We start from the raw sequence: 14983 nt of genomic DNA on the forward strand, positions 1-14983 counted from the left end.
AGTTTGTAACAGAACTGCAACGAGAGTATGAAGCTGGAATTTCAGAAGCTATCGAGTAATCAGAAACGGGGCTATTTTAATATATCCATTTTAGGATGAGAAAATGTGACTAATTAATACTATTTTTACGGTAAATACTGTTAGTAATAAATTGAGGATAGTTAGCTTTGAAAGGAGGCAACTATATGGAATGGAAACCAAATCGTGCAGATAAGACGCCTGTATATAAACAAATAGCGGATTATATTGAAAGAGGTATTTCTTCAGGTGAGTTTCCTTCTGACAGTAAGTTACCTTCTGAGCGCATGTTAGCAAAAGAATTACAGGTGAATAGGAGTACGATAGTAGCTGCATATGAAGAATTAAAATCACTTGGAGTAGTAGAAGGGCAAAAAGGAAGCGGAACACGGGTGAATACAGACATATGGGGTGTTTCACATAAACGAATACCGAACTGGGGTAGGTACGTTGAGGATGGATCGTTCTTACCTAACGTACCACTTGTTCAACAAATTAGAACGGAAACACAAAAAGAAGACTTAATTAATTTAGCGAGTGGTGAATTGTCACCAGAATTAATTCCGAGTGATAGATTCCGAACAATTTTGTCGGAGAAAACATTTATGGAAAACCTCGGTTATGACCATCCACTTGGAAATGAAATGTTGAGAAAAACAATTGCGGCACATGTTCAGCAATATAAACAAATTGAAGCAGATTCGAATTCTATCCTTATTACATCAGGAGCACAGCAGGCACTTAATCTTATCGTTCAATGCTTATTAAAACCTGGCGATGCGATTGCAATTGAGGACCCTTCGTATTGTTTTTCACTGCCGATGTTTAAATCTGCTGGCTTAAAAATATTCCATTTACCTGTTGATCAGCATGGAATGAATCCAGAAGACTTAATTGATTTGCATAAAAAGCATCGTATTCGTATGGTATTTTTAAATCCGGATTATCAAAATCCAACTGGAACTGTGCTTTCATTAGCAAGACGTAAAAAGATTTTAGAACTGTCTTCTGAATTTGGTATACCGATTGTAGAAGATGATCCGTATAGCTTAACTTCATTTAATGGAGAAGTGAATCCAACATTAAAATCAATGGATCAAAACGGCAATGTTCTTTATATAAGTTCATTATCAAAAATTGTTGCATCAGGATTACGTATTGGTTGGATAATTGGCCCAATGCGTGTAATAGAACGTTTAGCGGATGCAAAGCAGCAAGTTGATTTTGGCCATAGCGTATTTACGCAGTGGGTGGCAAATCAATTTTTAGAATCAGAAGATTTTCATGCACATATTACAATGCTCCGTGGACAATTGAAGGAAAGAAGAGATGCGTTAATTAGAAAGCTTGAAGAAATATTAGGGGACCAGGTTGAATTCTTTGTTCCAGAGGGTGGAATACATTTGTGGTGCAAAGTGCAAGGAACGTTTGATGAATATCATTTATTAGGTGAATCTATACGAAATGGTGTAGCGTTTGTCCCGGGGAGTGTTTTAGGTACTAAAAGTGAATATGTTCGTTTTACTTTTGGGAGAGTAAATGTCGAACAAATTCAGCTGGGAATGACGAGATTTGCGGAAACGTTAAATGAAATTTCATAATAGTAATGCGTAATATTGAAATGAGGGAAAGAAATGAAGTACGTGATGCTTTTACTTCAAGTAGGCGTGCTATATGTATTTAGCTTAGTTGGTACGTGGATTCAAGGGGTATTCCATCTATCAATGCCAGGAAGTTTAATAGGGATGTTAATGCTTTTTCTACTCCTTTCTATTCGTATTTTACCATTAAAGTGGTTTGAAGAAGCGACAATCGGTTCGGTGACTATGATTGTAACAGGGATACTCATCAGTATATTTAGACCATATGGAACGAAATTTATATTTTAAATTGTAATGGAGATGATGAAAGTGACAACATGGTTTATAGTTACATTATTTATTTTTGGTGCCCTTAAAGTACTCGTTTCTAGTATGCCAACTTCAGTTGTAGAATCTATTATTAGTAGATTTGAATTACATCAAAAACTTGATGAGGAGAATACCTCTATATCGATAGATGGAAAAAATATAGAGGGGGAAATGAAACTACAAGTTATTCATGAATTTAATGAAGCTTTATTTTTAGATAAACATTATTTTCCACCGCGCGGAGAAGGAATACCAATCGTCATTGATACGAAAAAAGGGAATAAAGAGATTAGATTTTCTCTATACAGCTATGAGGAACACGTTGACGTAATAAAGCAATATAAGAAGAAAGTCGTTGCCTATCGTTTACGATCTAAAAGCCTTCAAACCCGTGCACCATTAGCAATAACTAAAGATTATGCTTAAGAAGAGATCTATAATGATCTCTTTATTTTTTTATACAATGATATACTTTCCAAATAAAAAAAAAGAATATCATATAGCCAAATAAAGAGTATGTATGATTCCAATCTACACTATGAGTAAAGAAACCTAATCTTTCAGCAATCTGTTCAAAAATGCTAGCACAAATACCTATTGTAAGAATAAATAGAATCCTAGAAAATACAGATAGGTTTTTTGAAATGTGTATGAAAATTGTTGTTAAAATCGGTAGTACAAACAAAGTAAAGCCTATGTTAACTGAAAATATGGATGAGAATGGTCTAACCGGAAAGGAATATATTTGTTTCGCAACAAAGAAAGCATCTAAGCAAGTGCCGATAATAGAAGATAGTAAGATTGTAACGACTAATGCGAAAAGGTTATTCTTCTTCTCGAAGAAGAACATTTTTCTTTGCAAGAATGGCCAGTTCAATCTTTTCGAGTGTTTTACAGTAGTCTTCTGTGATTTGTCCATGTATCCTTTCCTCCTTATCAGTTAAATAATGTATGACTTGCCAGTCGTTAAACCAATCTTCATATTCTGCTTCTTCATGTTTCATATTTTTCCATGCATACATAAGTGCAGGGCTATATATACGGTAGGCATCACTTTTTAATTGGCATTTCTTTATTCTTCGTTTATAAAACTCTCTTGAAAAGGATTCATTTACGCTTGAAAATAAATGTGGCCAATAATCTTTTCGTGATCCAGTGTGTGGATGAGTGTCAGCCCATTGTAGTATACGAGCTAAAACATGCTCATCATGAAATAATAGTGCATATAATCTTTTTCCGAGCAAAATTCGTTCGTGTAAGGAAGTGAAGTGTTTCATTGTATCACCAATTAATTTTGTTTTCTGTATAGGCTTTTCTTCGCAGAAAGGGAAGAGGATATGATTAAATTGAAAGAAATCAAAAAGTTTGAATCCAATACTATTTAGTACATTTTTTTTGAAGTGTTTATTTTGAATTACTCTTTTTTCTAAGTAGTTTTGTTCATTAATAATAGTGGAAATAGCTAATATTTGTTTGTTTCCGGTTTTCCAAAAAAAGTTCCATATCGTTTCCATAAATGTTGACACATTGAGATGAGGGAGGAGATAAAAAAGATTTTTGGATTTTTTTACACTCTGTTCATATAACAAAAATTGTGGATACACATCTTGAAAGATAAGCCAATTCCCCCGTTCTAAAAAAGAAAAGAAAGTAAATTGATCTTTCTCAGATAACAACTTCGTATATAAATCCCCCTTTAAATCTGTCATGTTCCAACCGCCGTTACGCGAAACCATATGTCCAAGTAATGCCCAATGTATTTCAGGATACCTTTTGTAAAATTGATAGTAAGCGCGAGTTCTTGTCACATTATTTTGATTTAATAATTTTGTTCTTTCTTTAATTGTATGTATTAATATTTCTTCTTCTTTCGAAAAGGGGTAAAGAAAGTTATTTGCGTTGGTGCATTTTTGTTTTAGCTCATTTTTTATTGAGAAGAGGGATAGGGGAATGTTTTTGTAAAGTTTATGATTTGGATTGTCGTGCTGCATGTAATTCCCTCCAATTCAAGTCTGTTATCATAAATATATTAGTAACTACTTACATAAATGATATGTGAAGGAAATGAAAAGTTGCAAAGCACAAAAAAAGAAAGAGGAGACGGGCTCTTCTTCCTTTTTCTTGTATGTATTTGCGCTAATGGTTATAACGAACACCTTTTTTGAGAAGAGTAGAAAATGAATCAGCATGAATAGGCTTGCTGTAGTAGTACCCTTGAATAAACTGACATTTATTTTTTTGAAGGAAACTCACGTGTTCTTTCGTTTCTACACCTTCAGCAATGACAGACATTCCTAATGTATTTGCTAATGTGATGATTGTCTTAATAATTTCCATTCCATCGTCACATGTTTCAGACATTGTAATAAATTCTCTTGGGATTTTTAACGTATCGATTGGATATAAAGGTAAGTAAGCTAGCGAAGAATAGCCTGTACCAAAGTCGTCGATTGAAATGTGAATCCCTAAACTTTTTAGTGTACGCAGTTTTATCAATGTTTCTCGCTCATCCATCATTGCAATTCGCTCTGTTAACTCAAGATCGAGAGAACTTGCTGGTAAACCTGTATTTGCTAAAGTAGAAGAAATAGACTTTACAAAATCCTCTTGTTCAAATTCTTTAGCAGATAAATTCACACCTATTTTTAAATGTGAATATCCGAGTGAGTGCCAACGTTTCATTTGCTCACAAGCCTGCTCTAATGTCCATTTTCCTATTGGAATGATTTGTAGTGTTTCTTCTGCAATCGGAATAAACTCGTATGGAGAAATAACGCCTAATTCGGGATGATTCCACCTGATTAGAGCTTCTGCACCGATAATTTTATTAGATTCACTATTAACTTGAGGTTGATACAAAAGGAATAATTCTTCATTTTGTATTGCATTTGGTAAATCTTTCTCTAATCGTAATCGTCTTTCAATTTTTTTAGCGATTACATCGTCATAAATAGAGACAGCGTTAAGCTCTTTTGCCTTTGCATCATACATTGCAACATTAGCGTTTTTCAAAAGTGTAGCGGTATCGATTCCAGAATGTGGATAAATAGCGATGCCGATACTCAGTGATAAAGTTAATGTATATTCATGTATGACAAACGGCTTTTCTATGCTTTCAAATAATTGGTTACATAACTCGAATAAGGCATATTCGTCAGTATAATTTTCAATTAAGATTGTAAACTCATCACCACCAATTCTTGACAGATGAGTATGTGATGGAAGACATGATTGGAATCGCTTTGCAACTTCTTCTAATATGTAATCTCCGGCCGAATGTCCAAGTGTATCGTTGATTGCTTTAAAGCGATCGAAGTCTAAATATAATAATGCAAACTCGTTTTCTGTTTTTTTAGCACTTTTTATAACTTTTTTTAATTTCTTATGGAAAAAGGCACGGTTCCCAATTTTCGTTACAGTATCATGGAATGCTAAATATTTAATTTCTTCTTGCTGTTTTTTTAGTGCAGTAATATCTTTCACCATAATATAGCTTCCTGAAATTTGACCGTCTATCATAATAGGGACGATGGTAACGTATAAAAAATAAGTAAAGCCATCTTTATATTGAGAACTAAGTTGTATGGATGCCGATTCTTGTTGTTTCACTTTTTCTAATGCTGATGCTAGTTTATGTTTATCTTCATCTAAAATAATCGAAAAACAAGTTTCACCAAGTAACTCATCCGTTGGTGCACCGAGTAGTATACTTCCAGCTTTATTTACATTTAAGAATACGCCATTTAAATCAATTGTAAAAATAGGGTCAGGATGATATTCATATAATGATTTGAATTTTTGTTGCTTTTGAGATAGAGCCTCTGATTTATGAACTAAATCTGAAGTTCGTAATCTAACTTTTTCTTCCAATTGGGCATTGAATACTTGTAAACGTTTGGTTAGAGAATTGTTTTGCATACGTACAATAGAATGACGAATGAGTACGAAAATAAAAGCAATACAATTTCCCGTAATGAGAATGGAAGATGCTGTTTGTTCTTTTAACGTAAACCCGATTAGTATTGCAACAGCAAGATAGGGAAATACAACTAAAGCCTTTTTTCCTATTATAGGGTTTACAATGAAATAATTTTTATGACTATTACGATCTTCTGAAATAGATCCAGCTATTGCAATAAGTAATATAGGTATTCTATATAAAAGACGTAATAGTGTTATCGTTTCAGTTGATAAATGGTTATGTAAGTAAAAATAAATATAGTTAAAAGTTGCAGAACTTATTAATACAAAAATAAAGATATAAATTTTCCGTTTAGAATTAAAAATTGTTGGACGGAAAAAGAGACTAACACCTAGTAGAAGAAATAATAAATCTGCAATTGGATATAGAAATGAAAGGAAAACATCTCCTAGTGAAAGAGAGAATATATTTAAATTTGGTTGATTAAATAAATACCACTCCAATGTGAATATGGAAGTAAGTACTATGCATATATCACAAATAAAGAACGCTTTTTCCCATTTATCGCATTCTTTTAGGATTTTATAGCAGAAAGCGATAAGACAGAAGAGTAGAAAAAGCATATAAAACACATCAGAAATAGTAAAACGATGTATTGGAATTTTGAAGAAACTCTCTTGATATGTATATACTATTTTTCCTAATAAAAAACTACCAATTGCTATCGTGATACATATCCAAAACGGATTTGAACTAACTTTTTTAGAATATATAGAATAAATGATTGATACAAATGTAATGGCTTCAACAATAAGGGAAGCAAAGCGTACGTCTGAATTTGAAAAATGAGTAGGGAACAGATAAAAAAACATAAAATAGATTGAATAACATATTAATGTTCCAATTAATATACATATTTGTAAATTTTTATTGAATTTCAATGAAATCACCTTCTTTAATTATGCACTATGTTCGTAATATCTATACATAATAATATTATTTAAGAATTGTATCAGATTTCCTTATAAAAATCATGTTTATAAGGAAAGTATCGAAAAGTATAATTATTCTTAAGTTTTAAAGATATTGAGTTTGATAGTATATACTGCATCAAGATTTTAAATAGAAATTGTATATTTAGTCATCTTTTGAATTGTAAAGGTTTTTTATTGATTTGGAAGTGGAGATGCAAAATTGCATATAAAATGATGAGGATCTTCTTCTTAGGTGATCTTTTGATTGTTATAGGCTATTTTAAGTAAGGATTTTATTTGTAATCTGAAAATTAACTCTTGTAAAAATATTAGTGGGCTATATAAAATAAGAACGTGTATTCTTATAGAGTATATAGCGTTTCGATTAAATAGGGAGGACTTTTTATGTTATTTCGAATTGAAGGTGCAGAAATATACTATGAAATTGTTGGAGAAGGAAAACCAGTCATTATCATACATGGCTGTGCTCCTGACCATAGGTTAATGATGGAATGTATGGAATCAGTATTTCAAAAGTATGAAGGTTATAAGCGAATATATATTGATTTACCTGGAATGGGAAAATCGAATGCTCCAGATTGGATAAATAGTTCAGATCGTGTAGTAGAAGTGCTTATCCCATTTATTGAAGAAATCATTTCTACTGAAGAATTTTTATTGGTAGGAGAGTCATATGGAGGTTATTTAGCCAGAGGAATACTCACAAAGTTGTTTGAAAGAGTTAACGGATTATTATTAGTATGCCCTGTTGTTGTAGCGGAGCCAGAAAAAAGGATCCTTCCAGATAAACAAGTAATTTTACAAGATGAGGAACTTTTAAATAAGCTCACTTCTATGGAAAGAGAAGCATTTTGTGAGTTAGCAGTGATAGCAAATGAATATACATATAAGCGATTTCAAGAGGAAATTAAGCCAGGACTAGATATTGCTAATTATGAATTTATTGAAAGATTGCAAAAGAATTACTCTCTTACTATGGATTTTCACCGTAAGAAATATGAGAAACCCGTTCTTTTATTAGCCGGAAGACAAGATATATCGGTAGGTTATCAAGATATTATAGAAATTATTGATGATTACCCAAGAGCGACATTAGCGGTGTTAGATATGGCAGGGCATAATTTGCAAATTGAACAGCCTGAATTATTTGAGAGTTTAGTAGGAGAATGGATTAGACGAACAAATCAGCAAAGTTTATAAAAAACGAATGAATATTTTCAAGGAGGAAGTATGAATACATATATTTATATGGTTAGGCATGGTGAATCACCAAAATTAGAAGGGAGTGAAAGAACACGGGGATTAACTGAAAAGGGAAGTTTAGACGCTCATAGAGTAACGGACATATTAAAAGCAGAGGCAATTGATACTTTTATTTCAAGTCCGTATAAAAGGGCTGTGTTAACGATAGAAAAAGCAGCCAATTTCTATGAAAAAGAAGTATTAATATATGAAAATCTCAAAGAGTGTATGTTTTTAAGTGAGGATCAGGTTATATCAGATAAAGAAGTGTATCCACTTGTAAAGAAGATGTTCTCTAATCCGGACTTTGCACGAACGGAAGGAGAGTCATATACGGATTGCCAGAGAAGAGTAGTGAAAGTATTAAGAGAAATCTTAATGGATTTTCAAGGACAAAAAATTGTAATTGGTACACATGGGCTTGTCATGACATTAATGATGAACTATTTTGATGAACAATATGATTTTGAATTTTTAATGAATACGTCAAAACCAGATATATATAAGATGGAATTTAATGAAGAACAATTAATGAATGTAGAGAGATTATGGAAAGCGGAATAAAGTTGGTTGTATGGATTTTGTTGTAAAAGTTACTTTTATAGCAAAATCTTTTTTATTTCAATAGAAAGCATTTTTATCAACTATTTTTAGAATGTTAAATCAATAAGTAATTATTCAGTTTCTGAATAATATAATTGAAAGTTGGTTTAAGTAAACAATTTTAAATGTGACAAAACTCCAAACGTTGGATTTATATTCAATAGGAGAAAAAGATGTAGAAGTTTGTCTTACTGTCCTCGTTTACTTTTTATTTCATTACATATAGGCTTTGTGGTGTAAGGGAGGACATCACCTTTACGCAAAATCTATAAGGAGGTCATTGTAATGAAACAAATTAAAAAGTTTGCGGGAGTTGCTTTAGCGGGGACGATTGGATTAAGTGGACTACTGTTTTTAGAACCAAGTATAAGCGCTGCGGAATCACAGCAAGTGAAAGAGGAGAATTTCAATGCAATTGATGTATCGATGAATCTAAATGAATTATATGTATTAAGTGGCAGAAGCATTGATATTCTTTCTGGAGATAAAGAAGCAATTCAGCTAAATAAATACACAATTCGTTTTAGTAAACCCGGGAAGTACGTTATTAGGGTAAATGGTTGTATTTATAACGATGTATATACTTTTATTGTGAATGGTTAGTATATCTTCTTAAATTATGGAATAAAAAAGAAACACCCTATTTGCGGTGAGAATCGTAAATAGGGTGAATTTATTTGTATTAAATTGTACTTTAAACATGTTCACTAATTTTCTTTTTGTTATGTAGAGTATGTAAAAGTGTTTGAAATACCTTAAATGATTGCTGAAAGATTGGACTTTGAATAAAGGTATACAGAAAAGTTACGATAAAAACAGGACCACCTAGCATAAATCCAATAACTAGTACAATGCATTCTACAATGATTCGAGCACGGCTAATAGATAGACCTGTTTTGTCGGAAATAGTAAGCATGAATCCATCACGAGGTCCAGCACCAATTCCAGCCGCAACATACATACCTCCACCGATACCTGTAATGGCAATACCAGAAAATAAAATGAGTAAGTTTATCCATAAATAATCACTAGCGTTTGGAAGAATATTTGATTGTAAGAAAAAGTCCATAATGGGACCGATAAGTAGTGCATTTAAAAATGTTCCCACATTTATATATTTTCGATCTACTAGTAAAGAAATGAGAACGAGACATAACCCACATATGACACTCCACGTACCAATCGTCCATCCAAACCTTTGGTAGAGAGCCATATTTAAAACTTCCCAAGGATGTAAACCGAGAAATTTTACTTTGACTGCAAGAGCATTTCCAAGCCCAAAGAAGATTAACCCTAAGAAAAAAAGAAAATAGCGAAAGAGAGTTAGCCTCATTTTTAAAACCTCCCATATTGTATAATTATGTATATTACATGTAAGGGTTTTAATGTACAAATTTTACGACTTTTCAGACGGTATTTAAAATAGCTAAAATACAAATGAAATATATGTATTCACAGTCAAAAAAGTTAAAATATTTCGTCTCAAGGATTATAATAGAGAAAGAAGTATAAAAGGGAGTGAATGAATTTGAAACAAGAACTTATTGAAAGATTTACGAGATATGTAAAGATTGATACGCAATCAAATGAAGACAGTCATACAGTGCCAACAACACCAGGACAAATTGAGTTTGGTAAGTTATTAGTTGAAGAGTTAAAAGAAATTGGGTTAACAGAAGTAACGATGGACGATAACGGATATGTAATGGCAACACTTCCGGCTAATACGGATAAGGATGTTCCTGTAATCGGCTTTTTAGCACATTTAGATACAGCAACAGACTTTACTGGAAAAAATGTAAAACCACAAATTCATGAAAACTTTGACGGGAACGCAATTACATTAAATGAAGAGCTTAATGTTGTATTAACGCCAGAACAGTTCCCAGAATTACCGTCTTATAAAGGACATACGATTATTACAACGGACGGTACAACACTGTTAGGAGCAGATGATAAAGCTGGTCTTACAGAAATTATGGTTGCAATGAATTATTTAATACATAATCCGCAAATTAAACATGGGAAAATTAGAGTTGCGTTTACGCCGGATGAAGAAATTGGCCGCGGCCCAGCGCATTTTGATGTAGAAGCGTTTGGCGCTTCATTTGCTTATACGATGGATGGAGGTCCATTAGGTGGTTTAGAGTATGAAAGCTTTAATGCTGCAGGTGCTAAGTTAACGTTTAACGGAACGAATACACATCCTGGAACAGCGAAAAATAAAATGCGTAACGCAACTAAACTTGCTATGGAGTTTAATAGCTATTTACCAGTAGAAGAGGCACCAGAATATACAGAGGGGTATGAAGGATTCTATCATTTACTTTCTTTAAATGGTGATGTTGAGCAAAGTAAAGCGTATTATATTATTCGAGATTTTGATCGTGAAAATTTTGAAGCGCGTAAACATAACGTTGAAAATATTGTGAAGCAAATGCAAGAGAAGTATGGACGAGATGCAGTCGTTTTAGAAATGAATGATCAATACTATAACATGCTTGAAAAGATTGAACCAGTGAGAGAAATTGTTGATATTGCATATGAGGCAATGAAAAGTTTAAATATCGAACCAAATATTCATCCGATTCGTGGTGGAACAGATGGATCACAATTATCGTATATGGGATTACCAACCCCAAACATTTTCACAGGTGGTGAAAACTATCACGGTAAATTTGAGTATGTTTCGGTAGATGTTATGGAAAAAGCTGTTCAAGTTATTATAGAAATTGCAAGACGATTTGAAGAACAAGCTTAAAAAAGAACCAAGTAGTGCAAAAACGCTACTTGGTTTTTTAGTATAATACTCGCCACAAATAAAAAGTTGCGTAAGACTCCCAGTTGATCCAATTTGCCGCAAAATCTTTTATTTCCTGTTTAGTCGGTTTACTTTTAGAACCTGTTATATATTTAATTGCATTGTGCAAACCAACATCGTCAATTGGAAAAGCGGAAGGGAATCGTAAACAGCGCATTAAAACATAGTGAGCGGTCCACGGACCTATACCATGTATAGCAGTTAATTGTTTTTCAGCAATCTTTACATCTTGTGTTTGTAGTAAAGATTCTTTTGATAGTTTTCCTTCTGTAATAAGCTTTGCAATACCGATTAAATATTCACATTTTCTAGTCGTCATTTTTAAATTTTTGAGATCCTCTACGTGTAAATTGGCAATTGTTTCATGTGATGGGAATATCCAATGCTTTCTATCGTTCCATTCTACATAACTTCCAAATGTCTCGACTAATCTTCTTTTTAGTGTATAAGCATAAGTGAGGTTAATTTGCTGCCCGATAATTCCCCAGGAAAGTGCCTCAAATAAGTCTGGAATACCTAAAGTACGAAGGCCATAATATTGTTCAATTGGTCTTTGAAGGAGTACATCATGTTTAGCTAATGTATAAAAGGGAGCTAAATCAGTAGTTAAATCAAACCATTCAGTTACATAGTTAGCTACAGCATCGCGTATCGGTTTTGCAGAGATATAGGTTTCTCCTAAAAAACGTATTTGAATAGTATCATCCGCATTCATACTAATTTCAACTAAAGGATTTACATCGTGAACAGGGATAACTTTATAAATTTTGTTATCTTCAATGTGGAACATACATTCATTGTTAGAACGGGATAGATAGCGTAAATTTTCTTGAAAACTAAATTCTGTTGGAACTGTTAAAGTTAATGCGTTACTATATTCGGCTGTCATATGAATTCCACCTGTAATTTTTCTAATGCAAGCAATTCTTTCTTCATTTCTAATCCCCCTCTAAAACCAGTTAGTTTACCATTCTTTCCAATAACACGGTGGCAAGGAATCATAATGAGAATTGGGTTGGCAGCAATAGCAGACGCAACGGCACGTACCGCTGTAGGTTTTTGAATTTTATCTGCAATTTCTGTATAAGAATATGTTTTTCCATAAGGAATTTCACGTACCGTACTCCAAACAGATAATTGAAATGCAGTTCCGTAAGCAGCGATAGGGGATGTAAAGGTTTCTCTCTTGTTTTCTAAATACTCGATAATTTCTTTTGTATATATTTGTAAGTAATCTGGACTATGGATCAATATATGTTGAGGCAGTTTTTTTCTAGCCCATATATTTACTTCTTCAAAGGTTTCGTTTTGTGATCCAATGAAACATAGTCCAGTTTCAGTTGCAGCAATATGAAACTTCCAATTTGCATGTGTCAGTAGCGTCCAATATATATAATTATTTTTGTAAGAATTCATTATTGTATCCCTCTTTCATTTCATTCTTTTTTCGATATTCAGTAGGGGTAAATCCAGTTTTCTTTTTAAATAAAGTTGCGAAATATTCTGGGTTTTCTATCCCGACGGCAGTACTAATTTCTTTAATGGGTTGATTTGTGTGTAAAAGGTGTTCTGCTGCTTTAACAATTCTGAACTGCTGTATATATTCTATCGGACTTATTCCTGTCATTTTTTTGAAAGTGCGTTGTAAATGAAAGGGGCTACCATGGCACATTTCCGCAAGTATGTCTAGAGTTAATAATTCATCAAAGTGTTTTTCGATATACTCTTTAATTTGTTCTACCCACTCTTCATTAGGTAAAGTGAGCCCATTTGGTTTACAACGTTTGCACGGGCGAAAGTTTTCACTTAATGCTTGCTCTGCATGATGAAAAATTCGTACATTGTTTTTATTCGGTATTCTTGATTTGCATGACGGTCGGCAAAAAACCCCGGTTGATTTCACGGCATAAAAGAATTTGCTATCATAGGAAGAATCATTATGAATAATTGCTTGCCAATGCTCATTTGTTAACGTAACTCCTTCATTGTGCAAAGAACATCACCTCTGAAATTAGTATAACCTGAATAAAGTGTGTATGTATGTATTCATAAATGTAAGAGCAAGATTACAAAGGTGAAAATATTGGATGGCGTTTAGATTATTTTGTTGTTTCCGAGAGAATGAAAGACCAAATAACAGCGGCGAAAATTAATAGTGAAGTAATGGGGTAAGACCATTGCCCAGTTGAATTACATATAAATTTCTAAAAAAAGAAGTATCTACCTAACATGAGGCGGATACTTCTTTTTTAATTCAGTTTGTTAAAATTTTTCAAATCTTTCTTGAAATAATTGCATATTAAATATATAATTAGTAACGATAATCATTATCAATGGGTGAGGTATAAAAGAATTATAGCTTAGGGGAAGTGAACGAGAATGAGTTCTGGATAGAATTATTAATCTAATAAAATATATATGTAGGACAAGTTTCATATAGTTAAATTTTATTGAGAATATAGTTTGGAAATTCGAGAGGAGATATTTAAAGATGAATAAGAAGTTATTTACATTAGGTATGGTAACAGTTTTAAGTGTAGGACTAGCAGCATGTAATAGTGCGGATAAAACTTCAGGAGAAAAAACTCAACAGACAAAGGCTAGTGAGACGAAAAAAGACGAAAAACGAAAAATTACATATTTAGGTAAAGAATATACAGTGCCAGCAAAAGTAGATAAAATTGCAACAGCTAGTTTAGAGTCAATGGAAGATGCAGCAGTACTTGGAATTAAACCAGTTGGTGCGATTACGGTTGGTGGTAAATTACCAAAGTATCTGGAGAAAGATTTAGAAGGTGCGAAATCTGTTGGTGAGAAAATGCAACCAAATTTCGAAACATTACTTCAATTAAAACCAGACGTTATTACATCTAGTACGAAATTCCCAGCAGAAACAGCTGAAAAGTTTACGAAAGTAGCTCCTACATTCCCGGTATCACATGTTTCAACAAATTGGGAGGATAACTTAAAGTTAATGGGAGAATTAACTGGCAAAAAAGATAAAGCAGAAAAAATTATTAAAGATTACAATGCGGACGCTGAAAAAGCAAAAGCAAAACTAGGAGATAAGTTAAAAGACAAAAAAGTCCTTGTAATCAGACTAAGAGCAAACGAATTATTCCTATACCCAGAAGGAGTATACTTCAACCCTGTAATTTATAAAGATCTTGGATTAACTGTTCCAGAACAATTGAAAACTGTAAAAGCACAAGAGAAAATTTCATTTGAAAAACTTGCTGAACTAAACCCAGATTATATTTTCTTACAATATGAAACAACTGAAAATAAAAACCCGAAAGTGCTAGAAGAAATTGAAAGTAATCCAATTTGGCAAAGTATGAATGCTGCGAAAGAAAAGAAAGTATTTGTAAACGTTGTTGATCCAATGGCACAAGGTGGTACTGCTTGGAGTAAAACAGCGTTCTTAAAAGAAGCAGTGAAAAATTTATCTAAATAATACAATAAGTAAGGT

14 protein-coding genes and 2 pseudogenes are annotated in these 14983 nt (G+C 32.8%); 9 read left to right on the plus strand and 7 right to left on the minus strand.

Features of this window, described 5'->3' with window-relative positions:
- Positions 1–185: 185 nt before the first annotated feature.
- The 3 genes and pseudogenes from pdxR to QCI47_RS09165 all read left to right on the plus strand — a co-directional run bounded on the left by pdxR (position 186) and on the right by QCI47_RS09165 (position 2354).
- Entirely contained in the window at positions 186–1619 is a 1434-nt protein-coding gene (pdxR, locus tag QCI47_RS09155; RefSeq protein WP_353811752.1) for a MocR-like pyridoxine biosynthesis transcription factor PdxR, read from the plus strand.
- 33 nt (positions 1620–1652) lie between these two features.
- Positions 1653–1853: pseudogene (locus QCI47_RS09160) on the plus strand (CidA/LrgA family protein); the annotation flags it as partial.
- Positions 1854–1928: 75 nt separating this feature from the next.
- Positions 1929–2354, plus strand: a complete 426-nt coding sequence (locus tag QCI47_RS09165) for a YfmQ family protein (protein ID WP_000214617.1) — start codon at positions 1929–1931, stop codon at positions 2352–2354.
- A gap of 22 nt (positions 2355–2376) precedes the next feature.
- Here QCI47_RS09165 and QCI47_RS09170 read toward each other — a convergent pair whose 3' ends face one another.
- From QCI47_RS09170 to QCI47_RS09180, 3 genes are all read right to left on the minus strand, one after another.
- Entirely contained in the window at positions 2377–2847 is a 471-nt protein-coding gene (locus tag QCI47_RS09170; RefSeq protein WP_113732388.1) for a CBO0543 family protein, read from the minus strand.
- The gene (locus QCI47_RS09175; RefSeq protein WP_074544026.1) at positions 2753–3919 is read right to left on the minus strand and encodes a DUF2515 domain-containing protein; all 1167 of its coding nucleotides are present in this window, start codon (positions 3917–3919) and stop codon (positions 2753–2755) included. Before QCI47_RS09175 ends, QCI47_RS09170 begins: the two co-directional genes overlap by 95 nt.
- A gap of 145 nt (positions 3920–4064) precedes the next feature.
- A complete protein-coding gene (locus QCI47_RS09180; RefSeq protein ID WP_309422531.1) occupies positions 4065–6791 on the minus strand; it encodes a putative bifunctional diguanylate cyclase/phosphodiesterase in 2727 nt (908 codons plus the stop codon).
- Positions 6792–7229: 438 nt separating this feature from the next.
- Here QCI47_RS09180 and QCI47_RS09185 point away from each other — a divergent pair, with 438 nt between their 5' ends.
- The 3 genes from QCI47_RS09185 (at position 7230) to QCI47_RS09195 (ending at position 9293) form a co-directional block, all read left to right on the plus strand.
- Positions 7230–8045, plus strand: a complete 816-nt coding sequence (locus QCI47_RS09185) for an alpha/beta fold hydrolase (RefSeq protein WP_076875492.1) — start codon at positions 7230–7232, stop codon at positions 8043–8045.
- Positions 8046–8075: 30 nt separating this feature from the next.
- Entirely contained in the window at positions 8076–8651 is a 576-nt protein-coding gene (locus tag QCI47_RS09190; protein WP_001099569.1) for a histidine phosphatase family protein, read from the plus strand.
- Positions 8652–8975: 324 nt separating this feature from the next.
- Positions 8976–9293 (plus strand): hypothetical protein, encoded by a 318-nt coding sequence (locus QCI47_RS09195; protein ID WP_000809488.1) that lies wholly within the window; start codon positions 8976–8978, stop codon positions 9291–9293.
- A 91-nt stretch (positions 9294–9384) separates the two neighbouring features.
- Here QCI47_RS09195 and QCI47_RS09200 read toward each other — a convergent pair whose 3' ends face one another.
- Positions 9385–10023, minus strand: coding sequence for a YczE/YyaS/YitT family protein (locus QCI47_RS09200; protein ID WP_001241263.1), 639 nt, complete (start codon positions 10021–10023; stop codon positions 9385–9387).
- Between the two features lie 195 nt (positions 10024–10218).
- Here QCI47_RS09200 and pepT point away from each other — a divergent pair, with 195 nt between their 5' ends.
- Entirely contained in the window at positions 10219–11451 is a 1233-nt protein-coding gene (gene pepT, locus QCI47_RS09205; protein WP_000806991.1) for a peptidase T, read from the plus strand.
- A 37-nt stretch (positions 11452–11488) separates the two neighbouring features.
- Here the strand turns inward: pepT and alkA are convergent, their stop codons facing one another.
- The 3 genes from alkA to adaA are packed head-to-tail and all read right to left on the minus strand — an operon-like array spanning position 11489 to position 13504.
- The gene (gene alkA / locus QCI47_RS09210; protein ID WP_061131624.1) at positions 11489–12400 is read right to left on the minus strand and encodes a DNA-3-methyladenine glycosidase II; all 912 of its coding nucleotides are present in this window, start codon (positions 12398–12400) and stop codon (positions 11489–11491) included.
- Positions 12397–12927, minus strand: coding sequence for a methylated-DNA--[protein]-cysteine S-methyltransferase (locus tag QCI47_RS09215; RefSeq protein WP_061131625.1), 531 nt, complete (start codon positions 12925–12927; stop codon positions 12397–12399). Before QCI47_RS09215 ends, alkA begins: the two co-directional genes overlap by 4 nt.
- A complete protein-coding gene (gene adaA, locus QCI47_RS09220) occupies positions 12908–13504 on the minus strand; it encodes a bifunctional transcriptional activator/DNA repair enzyme AdaA (RefSeq protein ID WP_000551319.1) in 597 nt (198 codons plus the stop codon). The genes QCI47_RS09215 and adaA overlap by 20 nt, the downstream gene beginning before the upstream one ends.
- Positions 13505–13581: 77 nt before the next feature.
- Between adaA and QCI47_RS09225 the strand changes: the two are divergent.
- Positions 13582–13683: pseudogene (locus tag QCI47_RS09225) on the plus strand (exodeoxyribonuclease III); the annotation flags it as partial.
- A gap of 319 nt (positions 13684–14002) precedes the next feature.
- Complete coding sequence (locus QCI47_RS09230; protein WP_001035495.1) at positions 14003–14968, plus strand: iron-hydroxamate ABC transporter substrate-binding protein; 966 nt, start codon at positions 14003–14005, stop codon at positions 14966–14968.
- Positions 14969–14983: the final 15 nt, after the last annotated feature.

This window comes from Bacillus cereus group sp. RP29 (assembly GCF_040459765.1).
GTDB lineage: Bacteria > Bacillota > Bacilli > Bacillales > Bacillaceae_G > Bacillus_A > Bacillus_A paranthracis.